General features: G+C 73.2%; 18 protein-coding genes. 8 read left to right on the top strand and 10 right to left on the bottom strand.

The window, feature by feature from the left end:
* Positions 1 to 42: 42 nt before the first annotated feature.
* On the bottom strand, positions 43 to 900 hold the full coding sequence (locus B9S57_RS07940) for a 3-hydroxybutyryl-CoA dehydrogenase (protein WP_103514824.1): 858 nt from the start codon (positions 898 to 900) through the stop codon (positions 43 to 45).
* A gap of 198 nt (positions 901 to 1,098) precedes the next feature.
* On the opposite strand from B9S57_RS07940, the gene B9S57_RS07935 reads away from it, so the two are divergent.
* On the top strand, positions 1,099 to 2,355 hold the full coding sequence (locus B9S57_RS07935) for a glycoside hydrolase family 10 protein (protein WP_103514823.1): 1,257 nt from the start codon (positions 1,099 to 1,101) through the stop codon (positions 2,353 to 2,355).
* Between the two features lie 57 nt (positions 2,356 to 2,412).
* Here B9S57_RS07935 and B9S57_RS07930 read toward each other — a convergent pair whose 3' ends face one another.
* Together B9S57_RS07930 and B9S57_RS07925 are read right to left on the bottom strand one after the other, a co-directional pair.
* Positions 2,413 to 2,616 (bottom strand): DUF1918 domain-containing protein, encoded by a 204-nt coding sequence (locus tag B9S57_RS07930; RefSeq protein WP_103514822.1) that lies wholly within the window; start codon positions 2,614 to 2,616, stop codon positions 2,413 to 2,415.
* A 42-nt stretch (positions 2,617 to 2,658) separates the two neighbouring features.
* On the bottom strand, positions 2,659 to 3,630 hold the full coding sequence (locus B9S57_RS07925) for a DMT family transporter (protein ID WP_103514821.1): 972 nt from the start codon (positions 3,628 to 3,630) through the stop codon (positions 2,659 to 2,661).
* Between B9S57_RS07925 and B9S57_RS07920 the strand changes: the two genes are divergently transcribed.
* From B9S57_RS07920 to B9S57_RS07905, 4 genes are all read left to right on the top strand, one after another.
* On the top strand, positions 3,629 to 5,089 hold the full coding sequence (locus B9S57_RS07920) for a PLP-dependent aminotransferase family protein (RefSeq protein ID WP_181011270.1): 1,461 nt from the start codon (positions 3,629 to 3,631) through the stop codon (positions 5,087 to 5,089). The genes B9S57_RS07925 and B9S57_RS07920 overlap by 2 nt on opposite strands.
* Positions 5,086 to 5,520: a GNAT family N-acetyltransferase gene (locus B9S57_RS07915; protein WP_103514819.1), complete on the top strand. Its 435-nt coding sequence runs from the start codon at positions 5,086 to 5,088 to the stop codon at positions 5,518 to 5,520. The genes B9S57_RS07920 and B9S57_RS07915 overlap by 4 nt, the downstream gene beginning before the upstream one ends.
* An 81-nt stretch (positions 5,521 to 5,601) precedes the next feature.
* Complete coding sequence (locus B9S57_RS07910; protein WP_103514818.1) at positions 5,602 to 6,177, top strand: histidine phosphatase family protein; 576 nt, start codon at positions 5,602 to 5,604, stop codon at positions 6,175 to 6,177.
* 95 nt (positions 6,178 to 6,272) lie between these two features.
* Positions 6,273 to 7,436 (top strand): serine hydrolase domain-containing protein, encoded by a 1,164-nt coding sequence (locus B9S57_RS07905; protein ID WP_258036279.1) that lies wholly within the window; start codon positions 6,273 to 6,275, stop codon positions 7,434 to 7,436.
* Here B9S57_RS07905 and B9S57_RS07900 read toward each other — a convergent pair.
* The 5 genes from B9S57_RS07900 to B9S57_RS07880 form a co-directional block, all read right to left on the bottom strand.
* A complete protein-coding gene (locus B9S57_RS07900; RefSeq protein WP_103514816.1) occupies positions 7,409 to 8,098 on the bottom strand; it encodes a response regulator transcription factor in 690 nt (229 codons plus the stop codon). The two genes, B9S57_RS07905 and B9S57_RS07900, sit on opposite strands and share 28 nt — an antisense overlap.
* On the bottom strand, positions 8,095 to 9,393 hold the full coding sequence (locus B9S57_RS07895; RefSeq protein WP_258036278.1) for a sensor histidine kinase: 1,299 nt from the start codon (positions 9,391 to 9,393) through the stop codon (positions 8,095 to 8,097). Before B9S57_RS07895 ends, B9S57_RS07900 begins: the two co-directional genes overlap by 4 nt.
* Positions 9,386 to 10,573 (bottom strand): acyltransferase, encoded by a 1,188-nt coding sequence (locus B9S57_RS07890; protein ID WP_103514814.1) that lies wholly within the window; start codon positions 10,571 to 10,573, stop codon positions 9,386 to 9,388. Before B9S57_RS07890 ends, B9S57_RS07895 begins: the two co-directional genes overlap by 8 nt.
* On the bottom strand, positions 10,566 to 11,525 hold the full coding sequence (locus tag B9S57_RS07885) for an alpha/beta hydrolase (RefSeq protein ID WP_103514813.1): 960 nt from the start codon (positions 11,523 to 11,525) through the stop codon (positions 10,566 to 10,568). Before B9S57_RS07885 ends, B9S57_RS07890 begins: the two co-directional genes overlap by 8 nt.
* Before the next feature lie 156 nt (positions 11,526 to 11,681).
* Positions 11,682 to 12,467: a LysR family substrate-binding domain-containing protein gene (locus tag B9S57_RS07880; RefSeq protein WP_103514812.1), complete on the bottom strand. Its 786-nt coding sequence runs from the start codon at positions 12,465 to 12,467 to the stop codon at positions 11,682 to 11,684.
* A 58-nt stretch (positions 12,468 to 12,525) separates the two neighbouring features.
* Here B9S57_RS07880 and B9S57_RS07875 point away from each other — a divergent pair, with 58 nt between their 5' ends.
* Positions 12,526 to 12,927 carry a DUF5997 family protein gene (locus tag B9S57_RS07875; RefSeq protein ID WP_103514811.1) on the top strand — a complete coding sequence of 134 codons (402 nt, stop codon included), beginning with the start codon at positions 12,526 to 12,528 and terminating at the stop codon, positions 12,925 to 12,927.
* A gap of 32 nt (positions 12,928 to 12,959) precedes the next feature.
* Here the strand turns inward: B9S57_RS07875 and B9S57_RS07870 are convergent, their stop codons facing one another.
* On the bottom strand, positions 12,960 to 13,592 hold the full coding sequence (locus B9S57_RS07870) for an SRPBCC family protein (RefSeq protein ID WP_103514810.1): 633 nt from the start codon (positions 13,590 to 13,592) through the stop codon (positions 12,960 to 12,962).
* A 162-nt stretch (positions 13,593 to 13,754) separates the two neighbouring features.
* Positions 13,755 to 14,825 carry a trans-acting enoyl reductase family protein gene (locus tag B9S57_RS07865; RefSeq protein WP_103514839.1) on the bottom strand — a complete coding sequence of 357 codons (1,071 nt, stop codon included), beginning with the start codon at positions 14,823 to 14,825 and terminating at the stop codon, positions 13,755 to 13,757.
* Between the two features lie 70 nt (positions 14,826 to 14,895).
* Between B9S57_RS07865 and B9S57_RS07860 the strand changes: the two genes are divergently transcribed.
* Both B9S57_RS07860 and argC read left to right on the top strand, forming a co-directional pair.
* On the top strand, positions 14,896 to 15,891 hold the full coding sequence (locus tag B9S57_RS07860; RefSeq protein WP_103514809.1) for a GlxA family transcriptional regulator: 996 nt from the start codon (positions 14,896 to 14,898) through the stop codon (positions 15,889 to 15,891).
* A 48-nt stretch (positions 15,892 to 15,939) separates the two neighbouring features.
* Positions 15,940 to 16,968, top strand: a complete 1,029-nt coding sequence (gene argC / locus B9S57_RS07855; protein WP_103514808.1) for an N-acetyl-gamma-glutamyl-phosphate reductase — start codon at positions 15,940 to 15,942, stop codon at positions 16,966 to 16,968.
* The last annotated feature ends 73 nt before the right edge of the window (positions 16,969 to 17,041 follow it).

Raw genomic sequence — 17,041 nt, 5'->3', positions numbered from 1 at the left:
GCGGTCCCGACTGCATGAGCGCCGGGGCCGCCGGTAGGACGGTCAGTAGGCGTAGAAGCCCGAGCCCGTCTTGCGGCCGAGCCGGCCCGCGTCGACCATCCGCTGGAGCAGCGGGGGAGCGGCGTACAGCGGCTCCTTGTACTCCGCGTACATCGAGTCGGCGACCGAGGCCACGGTGTCCAGGCCGATCAGGTCGGCGAGCTTCAGCGGGCCCATGGGGTGGGCGCAGCCCATCTCCATGCCGTTGTCGATGTCCTCGCGACTGGCGATGCCCGACTCGAACATCCGGATCGCCGAGAGAAGGTACGGGATAAGCAGGGCGTTGACGACGAAGCCCGAACGGTCCTGGGCGCGGATGGGGTGCTTGTCGAGCACGTCCTGCACGACGGCCTCGGCGCGCTTTATCGTCTCGTCGGACGTCGTCAGCGCCGGGATCAGCTCGACGAGCCGCTGCACCGGGGCCGGGTTGAAGAAGTGGATGCCGATGACCTGGTCCGGCCGGGACGTCGCCACGGCCAGCTTCACCAGCGGGATGGAGGAGGTGTTCGAGGCGAGGATGGCGTCCGGGCGGGTCACCACCTGGTCGAGCACCTGGAAGATCTCCGTCTTGACCTGCTCGTTCTCCACCACGGCCTCGATCACGAGATCGCGGTCGGCGAACTCGCCGAGGTCGGTGGTGAAGCTGAGACGGGCGAGGGTCTCGTCCCGCTCCTCCGCGGTGATCTTGCCGCGTTCCGCGGCCTTGGAGAGGGAGTTGTGGAGCCGGGTACGCCCTATCTCCAGCGCCTCGCCGGTGGTCTCGGCCACCTTGACCTCGAGACCGCTGCGAGCGCACACCTCCGCGATGCCTGCGCCCATCTGGCCACAGCCGACCACTCCGACGCGTGCAATGTCGGCCATAGAGTCCGTCACCTCGTGCCTTTCGCTGATCTTCGTGCGGCAGTTCCCGCTTGGTTCCGGTGGCCGCCTCGACCCCATGACGTTAACCCGCGTTCAGGTTCGGGTGAGCCGCGGGTCGAACGGTCCGACAGCGGGCATGATCTGCGTCACGCACTGTTGACATGACATACGCGAACAAGCGGTAAGAAAGGTACGCACATGCGTCGTATGGGCCGGAGGTCCTTGGTGTGGGGCGCGGCGAGCGCCGTGGCCGCGCTGATGACGGCGGGTGACGCCGTCGCCGCACACGGTCCGGGTACCCCCCGGCACCGGCACCGCAGGGCGGAGCCGGGCGAGCTGCGCGGGGTGTGGATCGCCACGGTCGCCAACCTGGACTGGCCCTCGGCGCCGGGGCTGAGCGCCGCGGCCCAGGAAACGGAGCTGATCGCGCATCTGGACCGCGCCGTCGACCTGCGGCTCAACGCGGTCGTCCTCCAGGTCCGGCCGACCGCCGACGCGCTGTGGCCCTCGTCGTACGAACCCTGGGCCCAGTGCCTCACCGGGGTCCAGGGCAAGGACCCCGGATGGGACCCGCTCGGCACGGCGGTGCGCGAGGCGCACGCCCGCGGACTGGAGTTGCACGCGTGGTTCAACCCCTACCGGGTGGCGAACCACACCGACCCCTCACGCCTCGTCGCCTCGCACCCCGCCCGGCTGCACCCGGACCGGGTCCTTCCCTACGGAGGCAAGCTCTACTACAACCCGGGGCTCCCGGAGGTCAGGAAGTTCGTCCAGGACGCGATGCTCGACGCGGTGAGCCGCTACGCCGTCGACGCGGTGCACTGGGACGACTACTTCTACCCGTACCCGGTCGCGGGCCAGGTCTTCGACGACGACGCCGCGTACGAGACGTACGGCGGGGACTTCGCGAGCAAGGCCGCCTGGCGCCGGGACAACACCGACCGGCTGGTCCGTGAGACGGCCGCGCGGATCGCCGAGGTCAGGCCCGGGGTCCGGTTCGGGATCAGCCCCTTCGCGGTGTGGCGCAACTCCTCCACCGACCCGCTGGGATCCGACACCGCGGCCGGCGTGCAGACGTACGACGATCTGCACGCCGATACCCGTAAGTGGGTGAAGGAGGGCTGGATCGACTACATCTGCCCGCAGATCTACTGGAACATCGGCTTCTCGGCCGCCGACTACGCGAAGCTGCTGCCGTGGTGGGCCGAGACGGTCCGGGGCACCGGTGTCGGGCTGTACGTGGGGGAAGCGCTCTACAAGGCCGGCGACCCGGCCCAGCCCGCCGCCTGGCAGGATCCGGCCGAACTCTCCCGCCACCTCGACCTGGCCGCCGGTCACCCGGAGGTCGGCGGCCACGTCTACTTCTCGGCGAAGCAGGTGAAGGCCGACCCCATCGGTGCCATGGCCCAAGTGGTGGCCGACCACTACCAGGTCAGGGCGCGTACCCCCCGCTGACGGCCCGCCGGGCGCGTGCGCCCGGGGACCGCTCGTGTCCCCGGGCGCACGCGTGTCCTACCGGCCCCGGTCCTCGGGGGCGGTGTGCTGGACGACGCTGTCCGGACCCGGAGAGCTGATCGACTCGTGTCCGTCCTCGAAGCGCAGCCGGTACGGGGGAGCGCCCCCGTCACCGAGCACCTCGATGATCTCTGCGACCCGGTCGTGCTGTCCCACGGTCCTGCCGTGTGTCAGCAGCCGGTCGCCCGTGTGTGCCTCCATCGGGAGTGACCTCCTCACGGGTGACGATCCATGTCGACAAGTCTATGACCGGACCGACTCCCCGGCTCGCGTCGGGCGCGTGCCCCGGATCCCCGCGCGCTGGGTCACGGCGATGCACAGCAGGACGGCCACCGCTGCGACCGGGGCCGCGGCGGACACCTCCTCGCCGAGCAGGAGGAACGACCAGACCAGGGTGAGCAGCGGCTGAGCCAGCTGGAGCTGACTGGCCCGGGGCACCCCGATCTCCGCCATGCCCCGGTACCAGGCGTACAGCCCGAGGAAGGTCGACACGGTGGCCACCCAGACCAGCCCGACGACCCCGTGGACCGTGAGGCGCACCGGTTCGAACGGCAGCGCCACGGCCGCTCCGGCCACCGCGAGCGGCAGGGAGAGGACGAGGGCCCAGCCGATCACCTGCCAGCCCGGCATCACCCCGGCCAGCCTGCCGCCCTCGGTGTAACCCGCGGCGCAGACCAGCAGCGCCCCGAACAGGTACAGGTCGCCCCCGAAGAGCGTTCCGCCGCTCTGCTGCGCCGTGAACGCGATCACCACGGCCGCCCCGGCCAGGGCCGCTGCCCAGAAGGCCCGCGGAGGGCGCGCACCGGTGCGCAGGGCGGAGAGGAGCGCGGTCGTCAGGGGCAGCAGTCCCACCACGACCGCCGCGTGCGAGCTGGTGGAGGTCCGCAGGGCCAGCGAGGTCAGCAGGGGGAAGCCGACCACCACGCCGCCCGCGACGACGGCGAGGCCCGCCCAGTGGCGGCGCGCGGGCACCGGAACCCGGCCCGCGAGCAGGGCGCAACCGGCGATCAGCGCGGCGAGCACAGTGCGCAGCGCGACCAGGGACCAGGGGCCGAAGCTCTCCAGCCCCCACACCGTGGAGGGGAAGGTCAGGGAGAAGGCCAGCACGCCGAGTCCGGCGAGAAGGACACCGCTTCCGGGGCCGCGGCGCACCGTCGGGCGGCCGGCCTCGATCGCTATCGGCGGGCGGGCGGTAGCGCTATTCTGTGCTGTCATGCATGAGCGTAGCAGCGTGTCCGAACTGGTGTCGTCCCTGAAGGGCGAGCTCGACCGCTACTCCGTGGGTGGAAAGCTGCCGTCCAGCCGTGCGCTCGTGGAGCGCTTCAAGGTCAGCCCGGTGACCGTCTCCCGGGCCGTCGCACAGCTCGTCGCCGAGGGGCTCGTCGTCACCCGCCCCGGCTCCGGCGCCTTCCGGGCCGAGACCCGTGCCGCCGCCCCCGCCCCGGGCGACACCTCCTGGCAGGAGGTCTCGCTCAGCGGGGACGGCGGACCCGAGGTCGTGCCGCGCACCGTCGACGCCTCGGGGGTCCTCGTCACCCTCGCCGCGCCACCGCCCGGGGTCATCGAGTTCAACGGCGGATACCTCCACCCGGGCCTCCAGCCCGAGCGGGCCCTGGCCGCCGCCCTGGCCCGGGCCGGACGACGCCCCGGGGCGTGGGGCAGGCCGCCCACCGACGGGCTGGCCGAGCTGCGCGCCTGGTTCGCCCGGGAGATCGGACCCACCCTCACCGAGGCCGAGGTCCTGATCACCGCGGGAGGGCAGAGCGCCCTGGCCACCGCGCTGCGGGCCCTCGCCCAGCCGGGAGCCCCCGTGCTCGTCGAATCGCCCACCTACCCCGGCATGCTGGCCGCCGCCCGCGCCATGGGCCTGCGGCCGGTGCCCGTACCGGTGGACGCCGACGGAGTCCGCCCCGACCTGCTGGAAGCCGCGTTCCGCGCCACCGGGGCCAGGGTCTTCGTCTGCCAGCCGCTCTTCCAGAACCCGACGGGCGTGACCCTCGCCCCCGAGCGGCGCGAACGGATCGTGCGGACCGCCCGCGAGGCGGGCGCCTTCGTCGTCGAGGACGACTTCGCCCGCCGGCTCGTCCACGCGGACGCCGGCGCCCTGCCCGAGCCGCTGGCCGCCCACGATCCGGACGGGGTCGTCGTCCATGTCCGCTCCCTCACCAAGATCACGTCACCGAGCCTCCGGGTCGGCGCGCTGGCGGCACGCGGCCCTGTCCTGGAACGGCTGCGCGCCATCCAGGTCGTCGACAGCTTCTTCGTGCCGCGCCCGATCCAGGAGGCGGCGCTCGAACTCGTCGGCTCGCCGGCCTGGGAGCGTCATCTCCGTACCGTGGCCGCCGAACTCGCCGGCCGCCGCACCGCGATGACGGCGGCGGTCCGCGGCCGGCTGCCCGAACTCGGCCTGCCGCACGTGCCGTCGGGCGGCGGCAGCATCTGGCTGCGGCTTCCCGGCCCGGCGGCCGGCGAGCCCGCCCTGGTGTCCGCCGCCCTGAGGGCCGGCGTCGCCGTGGCGCCCGGCCGTCCGTACCACTGCGCCGAACCTCCCGCCGGACACGTCAGGCTGAGCTTCGCGGCCGTGTCGGGTCCGGCCGAGATCGCCGAGGGGGTGCGCAGGCTGCGAAAATCCCTCGACGAGCTGCGGGCGCCGGGCGATAGCCTCCCCGGATGAACGACGACACCGCCGAGCGGGCCCACGAGATATCCGACGACCCCGCACGGCTCGACGTGGCCCGCGTCCACCACTGGCTCTCCACCGATGCCTACTGGGCCCTCGGGCGTTCCCGGGAGCGGCAGGACCGCGCCGTGGCGGGTTCGCTCAACTTCGGTGCGTACGAACTCGCTTCGGGCGAACAGGTCGCGTACGCCCGGGTGGTGACCGACCGTGCCTCCTTCGCATGGCTCTGCGACGTGTACGTCGACCGCGCGGCCCGCGGCAGGGGTCTGGGCACCCGCCTCGTCACCACCGTCCGCGACGAGCTGATCCCGCTGGGAGTGACCCGCTTCCTGCTCGCCACCAAGGACGCCCACGGTGTGTACGCGAAGCTCGGCTTCACCCCGCTCCCCGAACCGGACATGTGGATGATCCACCAGAAGGGCTGACGGGGGAGGACCGGGTACGGGGTGGGCATATGCCGCGATGCCCTCTTGACCGGCGGGGCGCGGGGCCCCACGATCGCGCCCATGAGTGTTCGGGTGTCCCTCGTCGCCGCAGCACGAAGCTCCGCCCTCCTCGCCGAGCGTTTCGACGACGACCGGCCGCTCGACCACGCCGGCTGGCGTGAGGTCCAGCTCGCCGCGCACACCCTGGTCCGGCTCGGCGCCGCCGAGCTGCGCTACTGCTCGCCGACACCGCGCAGCCGCGCCACGGGTGACGCCCTGGGCTTCGCCCCGCTCGTCCAGCTGGCCCTGCGCGACTGCGACATGGGCCGCTGGCGGGGGCTGACCCTGTCGGAGGTGGCCGCCCGCGAGCCGGCCGGTGTGGACGCCTGGCTCGCCGACCCGCGCTCCGCCCCGCACGGCGGTGAGTGCCTGCTCGCCTTCATCGCGCGGGTGGGGAGCTGGCTCGACACCCGTCCGGTCCAGGAGGGAGCCCTTGTCGCCGTCGCCGAACCCTCCGTCGTCCGCGCGGCCCTGGTGTACGCGTTGAAGGCCCCGCCGCCGACCTACTGGAACGTCGACGTCCGGCCGCTCTCCGCCGTGACGATCACCGGACTCCCCGGGCGCTGGAGCGTCAGCTTCGAAGCGTTCCCGCGCTGACCGGGACACCCGGTCGAAGGAACGGTCCGTACGGCGTCTTCCCGCCAGTCCGACCAGTCGGTATGGTGCGTGCACCGAGACGAGGAGAGATACCCGTGCCGCAGATCCATGGCCACTGTGACGACCGGTTCGGCGCGGTGCGCGAGGCATTCGAGGCGAACTTCGCCGAGCGCGACGAGCTGGGAGCGGCGGTCACCGTCCTGCTCGACGGCGACCCCGTGGTGGACCTCTGGGGCGGATGGGCCGACGGGGACCGTACCCGGCCGTGGGAGCGGGACACCGTGGTCAACGTCTGGTCCACCACGAAGGGCCCGACCGCGCTCTGCGCCCACATCCTCATCGACCGGGGTCTGCTCGACCTGGACGCCCCGGTGGCCCACTACTGGCCCGAATTCGCCGCTGCGGGCAAGGAGTCCGTACGCGTACGCCATCTGCTCTCGCACCGCTCCGGCGTCGCGGGCCTGCGCGATCCGCACACCCTGGCCGAGCTCTACGACTGGGAGCTGACCACGGCCCGCCTCGCGGCCACCGAGCCCTGGTGGGAGCCGGGCACCCGCTCCGGCTACCACGCGATCTCCTACGGCTTCCTCGTCGGCGAGGTCGTCCGCCGGATCACCGGTCTGCTGCCCGGGGAGTTCCTCCGGCAGGAGGTCACCGGGCCGCTCTCCATCGACTTCACCGTCGGCCTCCCGGAGAAGGACGCCGGGCGCGTCGCCGAACTGGTCCAGCCGAAGGCCGTCGCCCGTGAACAGGCCACCCTGTTCGCCGCCATGGAACCGCTGGCCATCGCCTCCCTCCTCAATCCCGGTACGGGCATCGCGGCCGCCAACACCCCCGGGTGGAGGGCCGCCGAGATCCCGGCGGCCAACGGTCACGGCACCGCCCGCGCGGTCGCTTCCCTCTACGGCATCCTCGCCGGGCGAGGCACCCTCGACGGCCGGAGGATCCTGTCCGAAGAGGCCGCCGAGCGGGTCCGTGAGGGGCAGGGCAGCTGCCGGGACCTGGTCCTGGGAGCGGGCTTCGCCCACGAGACCGAGCTGGGCCTCGGCCTCTGGCTGAGCGGCCCGAACGGCTCGTACGGCCCCAACCCGCGCGCCGTCGGCCACGACGGGGCGGGAGGCTCCTGCGGTCTGGCCGACCCGGAGTCCGGGATCGCGCTCGGCTACGTCATGAACCGCATGGGCCCGAACATCGCCGACGACCCGCGCAAGATGGCCCTGGTCGACGCGGTCTACGACGCACTGCCCGCGGATCGGTGACCGGCCGGCCGGACCAGGCCCGACTCGTACGCGTACACCGCGGCCTGGGTGCGGTCGCGCAGGCCCAGCTTCACCAGGATCCGGCTCACGTGGGTCTTCACGGTCTGTTCCGCCACCACCAGGCCTGCCGCGATCTCCGCGTTCGACATCCCCTGTGCGATCAGGGACAGCACCTCCGTCTCCCGGTCCGTCAGGTCCCCGACGCGCTCCCTCGAGGGAGCGCGCGGCCCGGTGCTGACCCGGGAGAACTCGGCGATGAGCCGCTTGGTGATGTTCGGGGCGAGCAGGGCGTCACCGGCCGCCACCACCCGCACCGCCCGGGCGAGTTCGTCGGCCGAGGCGTCCTTCAGCAGGAACCCGGAGGCGCCGGCGCGGAGCGCCTCGTACACGTACTCGTCGAGGTCGAAGGTGGTCAGGACGAGCACCTTCGCCGCGGAACCGGGCTCCCCGGTGAGGCGGCGCGTGGCATCGATGCCGCCCAGGCGGGGCATCCGTATGTCCATCAGGACGACGTCCGGGGCCAGTTGGGCCGCCTTCTCCAGCGCCTCCACGCCGTCCACCGCCTGACCGACGACCTCGATGCCCGGCTCGGCGTTCAGCAGCACGGTGAAACCCTGACGGACCATCATCTGGTCGTCGGCGATCAGCACGCGGATGGTCATGAAGGGTCCTCCAGGGGGAGTGTCGCCATTACTTCATAGCCCCCGCCGGGGGTGGGGCCGTGGGTGAGGTCGCCGCCCAGCATGGTGGTGCGCTCGCGCATCCCGAGCAGCCCGTGCCCGACGCCGCGCAGCCGGCGGCCGGGCGCATCCGGGGCCGTGTTGGTGACCCGGACCGTGACGGCGGCGCAGTGGTAGCCCACCTCCACCCGGGCGCGGGCCCCCGGGGCGTGCCGCAGTACGTTGCTCAGCGCCTCCTGCACGATCCGGAAGGCGGACAACTCCACACCGGGCGGCAGTGGCCGGCGTGCGCCCGTCGTCTTGGTCGCGACGGAGACACCCGCGCTCCGCACCGTGCCGATCAGCTCGTCCAGCCGCTCCAGCGTGGGCTGCGGGGCCTGTCGAAGCCCGTCGGCCGCCGCGTCCTGCGAGCGCAGCACCCCCAGCACCCGGCGCAGTTCCGCCAGTGCCTCCACGGCGTTCTCCCGTATGCCGGCGAGGTTCTCCCTGAGCTCGTCCGAGGGATTCTCGACGAGGTGCGGGGCGACCTGCGCCTGGATGGAGATCACCGACATGTGATGGGCGACGACGTCGTGCAGCTCGCGTGCGATCCGGTTGCGCTCCTCCAGGAGGGTGCGACGGGCCCGCTCCTCCTGTGTCAGCCCGGACTGCACGACCAGTTGGGCGCGTGCCACCCGCAGGGCGCGGAGCGCCGTGCCGATCACCACGGCGGTGATGGCGACCAGCGCACCGGCATCCATCGCGTAGTCGTGGCCACGGGTGACGAAGGCGCTGGAGACCAGGCCCGCCAGCAGGCTCAGGGCGAGGGCGAGGACCGCCCTGCGGGGATGGACGCGCAGGGCCAGAAGGAGCAGGGCAAGGCTCTGCATCGTCATCTCGGACCCGGTCCAGGGGAACAGTTCGCCGGGCGTCATCGCGGACTCCGCGATCCGCACGCTGACGACCATGAGGAGCAGCGAGGCCCACCAGGCGTGGAGGGGATGCCACATGCCGGCGAGCAGCGACAGCGCCTGGAGCACTGCGAGGAGCACCGCGTACGCGGGTATCGCGGCGCCGTGGGGGACCAGATCGGGCACGTGCCACAGGGCGACGAACGTCGCGACGAACGTCAGCAGCATTCCGAACACGGGCCGCCAGACCGACGCGCCGGGCGCGCCCGGGGGCGGCACGGGATCGACGGGCGCGCTCCACAGGTCCTTGCGCAGCATCCGCGGCAGACCGCGCAGAGCCCTCCACGTCCGTGACCCGACCCCCGTCATGACGCTCAGCTTAGACACGGTGCGACTCCGGGGTGCGGGAGCGGGAGCCTGACCGTACGACGGTCGAACCGCCGCCGCGCCGCTGCTCGTACGCCCCGAAGGCGGACCGGCACAGCAGCAGCGCCAGTGCGAACACCGGCAGCCAGGCCAGACGGGCGAGCACCCAGCCGGGGCCGTCGGGGAGCGTGTGCAGTCCGGGCACCGGGCCGGCCGCGAACAGCACGGTCGACGTGACCACGATCATCGCGGTCTGGTGCCAGAGGAACACGGTCATCGCGGACAGGTTCAGCAGAGCCACCGCCGCCCAGACCGCCGGCCGCGCGAGGACCCGCCGCAGCCGTCCGAGGAGCAGCAGGGCGGCGCCGCACTGGGCCAGGCCGAAGGTGACGGCGGCGAGGGTCGGAGGGTCGAGATTCGAGAGCGTCCCGCCCGGCACCCCGACCATGGAGGCGGGGTAACCGGCGAACAGGACGAGCCCCGCCGTGGCCCCCGCACCGCCGAGGAGCAGCACCCGGCCGGTCCGGCGGTCGCTCAGCTCTCCCCGTGCCCACGCCGCCCCCAGGCAGTAGGGGACCAGCCAGCCCGCGGCCACGTTGATCCAGCCCAGGGAGGCGGGGCCGTCGAAGCCCAGCCGGAACAGGTCGACGTGCAGGACGACGGCGAGCGGCCACAGCGGGTGCAGCCGTGCCACCAGCGGGGTCGCCGCCGTCAGCGCGGAGAGGACCAGCAGGAACCAGAGCGGCGACCACACCAGCTTGCCGAGCGCGCGTACCGTCCCCTGCTCCACCCCCGAGGCCGCCATCACGCAGACCGCCACGGCCCACACCGCGGTGACCGCGGCGACGGGCCGGAACAGCCGGACCGTCCGGGCTCCCACCCAGCGGCCGTAGGACTCGCCCCTGGCCCGTGCCGAGGCGTACCCCTTCGCGCCCACCCGGCCACCCACCAGGAAGAAGACGGCGAGGGTCTGGAACGCCCAGGAGACCGGGGTGAGCGCGGGCATGTACCGGAGCGGACTGGCGCCGTGGACCGTGCCGCTGTCGGCGACCAGTGCCGTCACGAGCCAGTGGCCGCACACCACGCCCAGGATGGCCAGGGCGCGCAGGGCGTCGACCGCGCGGTCGCGGTCCGGGGGAGTGGCCGCCTCGATCCGCCGGACGAGATCAGGCGCTGCCGTGCGCCGTACGACGTCACGCATGGCGGGACCCCGCCGTCCCCGCGGCGATCGCGGCGATGGCGCGCAGTGCGGCGCTCCCCGGTCGCAGGTAGTCGCTGTGCGCGGCGTCGCCCGCGTCGAAGGCCTCCGCGCCGAACTCGGGCGAGACCGGATCCGTCCCGAACCCGACGGCGCCGAAGGGCAGAGTGAGGACGGTGTGCGGGACCCGGCCGATCCAGTCGTCCCCGCCCCGGCCCGCCCACACCGTCGCCGGGGTGCGCAGGTCGGCGGCCCTGTCCGCACCGGTGCCGGGACTGCCGTACAGCACGATGTCCGACACATCGAGCCCGGAAGCCGCCCGGGCGCAGACCACGGAACCGTAGGAGTGGCAGAGCAGGGAGACGTGGGCGGAGGGTCTGGCCCCGCGCACCTCCCGCACGAAGGCCCGCAGAGCGGGAGCCGCCTCGTCGGCCCTGCCGGCCGTGAAGGAGGCGGGGCTCAGCATGGACGGCGTCCGGTAGCCGAGCCAGGCGACGACGGCGGACCCGGGGCCCAGTTCGCCCCGGAGTGCCTCGGCGCCGCGCCGTAAGCGGCCGTAGTGGTCGAGGTCGACGCCCGCACCCGGTACCAGCAGGGCGATCCGTCCGGCCCGTGAGAGGTCCCCGAAGACCTCCACGCCGCGGCCGCCGTCGCGCCCGTCGAACATCAGGAAGGTGCGCCGGGGGCCCGCCATGCCCGTGAGCGTGGCGGCCCTTCTCCGGTCGCCGTGGCGGGCGGCCATGTCCCGCGCCGCCCGGGTCTCGTGCCGGGCGGCGGCGTACCTGGCATCCAGCACCGGGGGCTGCGCCGTGTCCAGCGGCGCGAGGCGCGCGGGAGCGGGCGCGGGAACGACGGAGGGCCCGGCCGCTCCGGAGACCGGGAGTGCCACGGACGCGGTGACGAGGGCGGCGAGCAGGGCGCGCCGCGCGCGGCTGCTCGATGGGCGGGACGCCATGGGAAGTCCTTCCGTACCGGAGGGTGCTCGTTGAATCCGGTACCGAAGTTATGGGCCGACCCGTGGGGTCGGCGTCCTGCCCAGGAGGGGACCTGGCACGTAGCTCGGAAGTACTAGAGGTAGGGGGTGCGGGGGGTCGCCCCCGCCGACAGCCCGCTACGGCCGGCGGCGGGGCTTTCCGCGCTTGGCGCCGCCCTTGGCGTTCTTTGCCCCGCCGGAACCGCCGGAACCGCTTGCCCCGCCGCGGGACTGCTTGCCCGCCGCGGGCTTGCGGGGCGCACCGCCCTTCTTGCTGTCGGCGCGCCTGGCCTTGGGCTGCGGCGGCGTCGGGGGACGGCCCCGGGTGCTGTTCACCGTCCGCCCGCGGACGATCCCGATGAACTCCTCCACCAGGTCGGTCGTCTTCTCCTCCGGCCACGACAGCGCGATCCGTGACTCGGGGACGCCCGTCAGCGGGCGGTAGGTGAGGTCCTTGCGGTGGTACAGGCGCGCCAGCGACTGCGGGACGACGAGCAGGCCCACGCCCGCCGCCACCAGTTCCACGGCGTCCTCCGTCGTGGCGGGCCGCTCGAACGCGGGCCTGCCGGGCGGACGCTCCCAGTCCAGGGTGTCGTCGAGGGGATGCAGCACGATCTCCTCGGCGAGGTCCTCGACCGCCATCTCCTCGACGGCCGTCCCCTCGTGATCCTTGGGGATGACGACCACGGTCGTCTCCGTGTAGAGGGGGATCGCGCTGAGATCCGTCCGGTCGGCCGGCAGCCGCACGAAGCCGGCGTCGGCGCCGCCGTCACGCAGCAGACCGGCGGCCTCGGCGGCGGGCACGCCGACAAGGGTCAGCGGAGTGCCGGGCAGCCGCTCGTTCCAGATCCGCACCCACTTGGTCGGGGTCACGCCCGGGACGTAGGCGAGCCGGAACGCGAGGGGTACTTCCGAGCCTGTCACACCGCCAGGCTACCGGCCGTGGTCTCGGACGCCGCACACGCTCGATACCCTGGACACCATGACGTCGCACCAGACCACCCAGACAATGAAGCCCGCCACCGCGGCGAAGAAGCTGGGTGTGTACCTCGAAGCCACCCCCGCCGAGTTCCAGGAGGGCGTCGTCTCGCGCGCCGAGCTGAACGCGCTGCAGTCCGACCCGCCCCAGTGGCTGCAGGAGCTGCGCCGCAACGGCCCGCACCCCCGGCCGGTCGTCGCCTCGAAGCTCGGCGTCTCCATCGCCGGTCTCGCGCGCGGCGGTGTCACGGAGCCCCTCACCACCGAGCAGATCGACGCCCTCAAGCAGGAGGGACCCGAGTGGCTGCAGAAGGAGCGCGCCACCCAGGCCGAGGTCCGCAAGGAAGCGGTGCGCATCAAGGAGCGCGACGCCGCCCGGGCGGCCGAGCAGGCCGACCGGGACTGACCTCACGGGGCGGACGGGTCCACGGGGGCCGCTCACTCCCCCGTGTAGAAGGCCACCGTCGCCACCGTCGTCGCGGTCACGGTCTCGGGGTCCGCGCCGGAGGCGGCGAAGGCACGGCCCCATTCCTCGCCGGAGCGGGCCACGAAGGCTTTCGCCTCGGGAGAGGTCTGCCATTCCAGGGCGTCATCGGGGCTGAGTCCGCCGTCCGCCAGGTGCCATCCGAGCCCCAGCAGCGCCAGGTCCCAGCCGACCCCGACCGCGCCCGGCCCGTACTGGCTCCGGAACTCCTCCGGGAGGACGGAGACGTGTTCCAGCTCGAACAGGGTCCGCCCGCCCTCCTTCGCCGTCAGCCGCACCTCGACCTCGCTGAAGCCGGGGTCGGGGCCGAACCGCCAGGAGACCCGCAGCCGCTCCGGGGCCACGCACTCGATGATCTCGCCGTCGGCGTTCCCCTCCAGCTGGTAGTTCCCGCCGACCTGGAACTCCCCGGTCACCGGGAGGAACCACCGGGCGATCCGTTCCGGGGAGGTCACCGCCCCCCAGACATCGGCGGTGTCCGAGTCGAAGGTGCGCCGCAGCAGCACGCTGCCGGCCTCGTCCTGCCCCACCCGGCGCGTGCCGACCTCGCGGTCCACCTGGCCGATCTCGTCGACGATCTCGCTCATGGCCGCTCGCTCTCGCTCTGCGTGTCCGCGCACGCGCCGTGCCCTGTCCGCCATGTAAGCGAAGAATCGCCCCGCGCGCCTCACCACGCGCCGGACGTGTCCGCCCCGGTCCGGCGGTCCGCCCGCTCGTGGTCCCTGGCGGGTGGGCAGGGCGTCCGTCGGCTACGGGAGCTTCACGGTGATGTGAGGGGACAGCGCGCGCAGGAAGCCGGGTGCGTCGAAGATCTCCCCCGCGGAGACGACGCCCGCCGCGTGGGTCCGGCCCGTGAGAACGCGGTCGAGCGCTTCCACCACCAGGGGCGCGGTCACGGCGTAGATGTCCTGGCCGCGGGCGGTGGCGCGCCGCTCGGCGCCACCCGACCGCACGACGACGTCGACGAGGAAGGTCTGGTCGGACCTGCCCCGGTCGTCGACCGCCGTCGGCTGCGGCGTTTCCGGCGCCGCGATGTCCCGGGCCGCCTCGACGGTCATGTAGGTGCGGACCTCGGGGACGGTCAGATGGCTGGGCACGGTCACCACGTCGGCCATCGTGAACTCCCCGATGACCGCCCGCGCGCCCATGGGGTCGGGGAAACGCCACTCCAGGCTCGGCGGGGCGTCGCTGCGGTGCCGGAGGCGCCCGCCGGTGAAGACGACGCGGCGGTCGCCCCTGCGCCGCCGGGATACCGCGCCCGCCGAGCGGGTCCCGGCGGTCGGGTGCCAGCTGTCGAGCCCGTAGGCCACGTGCACCTCGTCGGCCGTGGTCCAGTCGCCCATCGCGGCGGTGGCCAGCAGGTCGCCGAACCCGCCGAAGAACGCCATGGCCGGGACGACCACCGCTCCCGCGTCCCGCGCCCGGTCGGCGAAGTGCGTGAAGGTGTCGAGGTTGGCCTCGATCTCGGCCGCCACGTCGAGGTACGGGATCCCCGCCCGCAGGGCCGCCTCGATCACGGGGGCGGCCGTCGTCGCGAAGGGCCCCGCGCAGTTGATCACGGCCGCGGCACCGGCCAGGGCGCGGTCGAGCGCGGCCGGGTCGTCGACCGACGCCGGGCGGGCCTCCCACCCGGTTCCGTACGCCATCGTCTTCAGCTGGTCGGCGTCGCGGCCCGAGAGGACCGGGACGAACCCCCGCTCGGCCAGCTCCGCCACCACGAACCGCCCGGTGTGCCCGTACGCGCCGAACACCGCCACCGCCCGGCCGGTGCTCGTGGGGTCTTCTTCCCTGGGCGCGGATGATCCGCTGCGCTGTGTCATGAACACATTTTCACGAGGGGTGGCAGCCCGCGCCATGGTCCGGAACGACACGCCACGTACAATTCCGGACATGGCCACTGTCGCGCTCGCCCTCACCGACGGCATGCTGCATTTCGAGCTGTCCCTCGCCTGCGAGGTCTTCGGGGGGAGCCCTCCGGTCGGCATGTCGGAGCCCTGGTACGACCTCTCGCTCTGCGCCCTGGGCGCCGTGCGCGTGGGCCGCTTCGCGCTGGAGCCCGACCACGGACTCGACCACCTCGCGCACGCCGACTCCGTGATCGTTCCCGGCTGGGCCGATCTCGAGCGTGAACCGCCGGCCGCGCTGGTGGGCGCGGTCCGCGCCGCCCACGAGGCGGGCGCGCGCGTGGCCTCCCTCTGCACGGGGGCCTTCGTGCTCGCCGCCGCCGGTCTCCTGGACGGCAGGCGCGCCACCACCCACTGGGCGCACGCCCGGGAGCTGGCGGAGAGGTATCCCCGGGTGGAGGTCGACGCCGATGTCCTCTACGTGGACGACGGCCGTGTGCTCACCTCGGCCGGCAAGGCCGCCGCCATGGACCTGTGCCTGCACCTCGTCCGCCTCGACCACGGTGCGACGATCGCCAACACGCTCGCCCGCCGCCTGGTCGTGCCGCCTCACAGGGGCGGCGGCCAGGCCCAGTTCGTGACCACGCCGGTCCCCGCCCCTGGCAGTCACCCCCTCGCCGAACTCCTGCCCTGGGCGATCGAGCGCCTGGACCACCCGCTCACCGTGGCGGATCTGGCCCGCCGGGCACGGATGAGTTCCCGCCATCTCGGCCGGCACTTCAGGGCGGTCACCGGCACCACCCCGCTCCAATGGCTGCACGCGCAGCGGATCCGCCACGCCCAGGAATTGCTGGAGAGCACCGACGACACCGTCGACGCCATCGCGGCGGCCACCGGCATGGGCACCGCGACGACCCTGCGACGGCACTTCCACCGGACGGTCGGCGTACCGCCGGACGCCTACCGCCGCACCTTCCGCGCCGGGACCCACCCCGGTCCGGCCGGCGGTGATCAGCGCCGGGCGTCCGCGACCTTTGCATAACACTGCATAGCTGCGTATAGTCATGCCATCAATGAGGAGGCATTTCCGATGGTGGTACGTGCGGCAGTGGCAGGAGCGAGTGGTTACGCCGGCGGGGAACTGCTCCGTCTGCTCCTCACTCATCCCCAGATCGAGATCGGGGCACTCACCGCCCACTCCAACGCCGGAGAGCGGCTCGGCGCGCTGCAGCCGCACCTGAGGCCCCTGGCCGACCGAGTCCTCCTGCCGACCACGGCCGAGGCGCTCGCCGGGCACGACGTCGTCTTCCTGGCCCTTCCCCACGGGCAGTCCGCGGCCGTGGCCGAACAGCTCGGCGACGAGGTCCTCGTCGTCGACATGGGCGCCGACTTCCGGCTCACGGACCCCGCCGACTGGGAGAAGTTCTACGGCTCGCCCCACGCGGGGGCCTGGCCCTACGGCCTGCCCGAGCTCCCCGGAGCGCGCGCCGCGCTGGAGGGGACCAAGCGCATCGCCGTGCCCGGCTGCTACCCCACGGCCGTCTCCCTGGCGCTCTACCCGGCGTATGCGGCCGGCCTCGCCGAACCCGAGGCCGTCGTCGTCGCCGCGTCCGGCACCTCCGGGGCGGGCAAGGCGGCAAAGCCGCACCTGCTCGGCTCCGAGGTCATGGGCAACATGACCCCGTACGGCGTCGGCGGAGTCCACCGGCACACCCCCGAGATGATCCAGAACCTCGGTGCCGCGGCCGGGGAGCCCGTGTCCGTCTCCTTCACACCCACCCTCGCGCCCATGCCCCGCGGCATCCTCGCCACCTGCAGCGCGAAGGCGAAGCCCGGGGTGAGCGCCGAGTCGCTCCGCGAGGTCTACGAGAAGGCGTTCGCCGACGAGCCGTTCGTCGACCTGCTGCCCGAGGGACAGTGGCCCGCCACCGCGGCCGTGTACGGATCCAACGCCGTGCAGGTCCAGGCCGCCCACGACGAGGCGGCCGGCCGGATCATCGTGATCAGCGCCATCGACAACCTCGCGAAGGGTACCGCCGGAGGCGCCCTGCAGAGCATGAACATCGCCCTCGGACTCCCCGAGGACACAGGTCTTTCCACGATCGGAGTCGCACCGTGAGCGACGCACACGCAGCCTCCGGGCTGTGGGGGACGACGGAAGCCGCGCCACCGCGCTGCGTGGGCGGAGAAGC

Origin of the sequence: Streptomyces sp. SM10 (genome assembly GCF_002910915.1) — a bacterium.
Classification (GTDB): Bacteria; Actinomycetota; Actinomycetes; order Streptomycetales; family Streptomycetaceae; genus Streptomyces.
Note: the sequence above shows the minus strand (reverse complement) of the source record. Positions and strands in the feature narration are given on the sequence as shown.

Excerpts from the sequence above, each read along its gene's own strand:
- argC (WP_103514808.1), top strand. The coding sequence starts at position 15,940 with ATGGTGGTACGTGCGGCAGTGGCAGGAGCGAGTGGTTACGCCGGCGGG.
- B9S57_RS07865 (WP_103514839.1), bottom strand. The coding sequence starts at position 14,825 with ATGACACAGCGCAGCGGATCATCCGCGCCCAGGGAAGAAGACCCCACG.
- B9S57_RS07915 (WP_103514819.1), top strand. The coding sequence starts at position 5,086 with ATGAACGACGACACCGCCGAGCGGGCCCACGAGATATCCGACGACCCC.
- B9S57_RS07860 (WP_103514809.1), top strand. The coding sequence starts at position 14,896 with ATGGCCACTGTCGCGCTCGCCCTCACCGACGGCATGCTGCATTTCGAG.
- B9S57_RS07910 (WP_103514818.1), top strand. The coding sequence starts at position 5,602 with ATGAGTGTTCGGGTGTCCCTCGTCGCCGCAGCACGAAGCTCCGCCCTC.
- B9S57_RS07875 (WP_103514811.1), top strand. The coding sequence starts at position 12,526 with ATGACGTCGCACCAGACCACCCAGACAATGAAGCCCGCCACCGCGGCG.
- B9S57_RS07885 (WP_103514813.1), bottom strand. The coding sequence starts at position 11,525 with ATGGCGTCCCGCCCATCGAGCAGCCGCGCGCGGCGCGCCCTGCTCGCC.
- B9S57_RS07935 (WP_103514823.1), top strand. The coding sequence starts at position 1,099 with ATGCGTCGTATGGGCCGGAGGTCCTTGGTGTGGGGCGCGGCGAGCGCC.
- B9S57_RS07870 (WP_103514810.1), bottom strand. The coding sequence starts at position 13,592 with ATGAGCGAGATCGTCGACGAGATCGGCCAGGTGGACCGCGAGGTCGGC.
- B9S57_RS07890 (WP_103514814.1), bottom strand. The coding sequence starts at position 10,573 with ATGCGTGACGTCGTACGGCGCACGGCAGCGCCTGATCTCGTCCGGCGG.
- B9S57_RS07900 (WP_103514816.1), bottom strand. The coding sequence starts at position 8,098 with ATGACCATCCGCGTGCTGATCGCCGACGACCAGATGATGGTCCGTCAG.
- B9S57_RS07925 (WP_103514821.1), bottom strand. The coding sequence starts at position 3,630 with ATGACAGCACAGAATAGCGCTACCGCCCGCCCGCCGATAGCGATCGAG.
- B9S57_RS07940 (WP_103514824.1), bottom strand. The coding sequence starts at position 900 with ATGGCCGACATTGCACGCGTCGGAGTGGTCGGCTGTGGCCAGATGGGC.
- B9S57_RS07920 (WP_181011270.1), top strand. The coding sequence starts at position 3,629 with ATGCATGAGCGTAGCAGCGTGTCCGAACTGGTGTCGTCCCTGAAGGGC.
- B9S57_RS07930 (WP_103514822.1), bottom strand. The coding sequence starts at position 2,616 with ATGGAGGCACACACGGGCGACCGGCTGCTGACACACGGCAGGACCGTG.